The sequence below is a fragment of the Mycobacterium sp. genome, assembly GCF_040398885.1.
GTDB lineage: Bacteria > Actinomycetota > Actinomycetes > Mycobacteriales > Mycobacteriaceae > Mycobacterium.
Genome location: NZ_JBBATF010000325.1, coordinates 1 through 1,036 on the forward strand (window position 1 = coordinate 1; position 1,036 = coordinate 1,036).

3 protein-coding genes and 1 pseudogene are annotated in these 1,036 nt (G+C 65.3%); all 4 read right to left on the reverse strand.

Features of this window, described 5'->3' with window-relative positions; genetic code table 11:
* The coding region (locus ADBZ5U_RS16535; protein WP_526811992.1) for a PIN domain-containing protein at positions 1–199 on the reverse strand (199 nt) is incomplete at its 3' end.
* Positions 199–453 (reverse strand): type II toxin-antitoxin system VapB family antitoxin, encoded by a 255-nt coding sequence (locus ADBZ5U_RS16540; protein ID WP_526811993.1) that lies wholly within the window; start codon positions 451–453, stop codon positions 199–201. The genes ADBZ5U_RS16535 and ADBZ5U_RS16540, both read right to left, overlap by 1 nt.
* Before the next feature lie 33 nt (positions 454–486).
* A pseudogene (locus ADBZ5U_RS16545) lies at positions 487–621 on the reverse strand (DDE-type integrase/transposase/recombinase); the annotation flags it as partial.
* A gap of 156 nt (positions 622–777) precedes the next feature.
* Positions 778–1,036 (reverse strand): hypothetical protein (locus ADBZ5U_RS16550; RefSeq protein WP_526811994.1); only part of this gene is annotated, 259 nt, incomplete at its 5' end.

Consider the following 1,036-nt stretch of genomic DNA (forward strand, 5'->3'; position numbering starts at 1 on the left):
CAACGCCGGCCCGATGCAGCCACAGGTCCAGTTCGCGTCCACCAGGCTCACCGAAACGCGCTTCGATGACGATGGCGGCCTCGAGGTATGACGCAGTCGACATCAACCGGACCGGGGCGGCCGCCACGGCAGCTTCGAGCCCTGGCGCCTCCGGTTCGTCGTTGAGCATCGCGACCAGCGCCGAGGTGTCGAGCACCATCAGGTCGGCAACCCGTGATCGTCGTAGCCGATGACCTCGTCGCCGGCTCGGGTGTCCACTACCGGCAGGGCCGCGCATCGACGGCGGATCCTGGCCAGTTCCTCACCGAGCGGGATCGTCCTGGTTCGCCCCGCCTCGCGGGCCAGCCGCTCCCTGAGTGCGACCACAATCGCCTCGGTCAGGGTTTCCCCCGTGCGAGCCGCCAGTTCCCTGGCCAACCGATCAGCCTCGGGGTCTTTGATACTCAACGCCATAGTGCGGATTATATATTTTGAGGTTGATTCTGGACTGTGCTGATCGGCGATGGACCAACCCACCACCCGGCGGGAGAAGACATCGAGGACGACCGCGGCGTAGACCCAGCCCTCACCGGCTTGGATTCCAGCGGTGCGGTGCCGGGTGATGTCGGTGACCCACAGCCGGTCCGGGCCCTCTGCACGAAACTGAACGGTTGAACAGGTCCGGCCACAACGCCGCTGCCGGCCGGGGCCGGCGCCACCAGCGGCGGTGCACCCCTTTCAGCCCGACCAGTTTCATACGTCTTTTACGCCCGGCTATGGGCACGGCAGAGAGGTCAGTCAGAATCGAAGGTCGACCCACTGACCGACTGGCACAGGCGAATTGTAGGTTTCGGCGTCGGTGCTGCCGTGGCAAGCGTTTCTGATATGGCACACGTACCAGCTAAAACCCATGTTGGCCAACGGCGCATCCACCTTGACGGCGAACACGGTTACGTTGCCCGCGACGGAACCCGGGGGAACTTTGATATCGCCCGGCGCGTAGGGGCCTGGCCCTGCCGTTTCGGCCCCTGTCGGGGCTGGAACGTCGAGCCAACTG

Excerpts from the sequence above, each read along its gene's own strand:
- ADBZ5U_RS16540 (WP_526811993.1), bottom strand. The coding sequence starts at position 453 with ATGGCGTTGAGTATCAAAGACCCCGAGGCTGATCGGTTGGCCAGGGAA.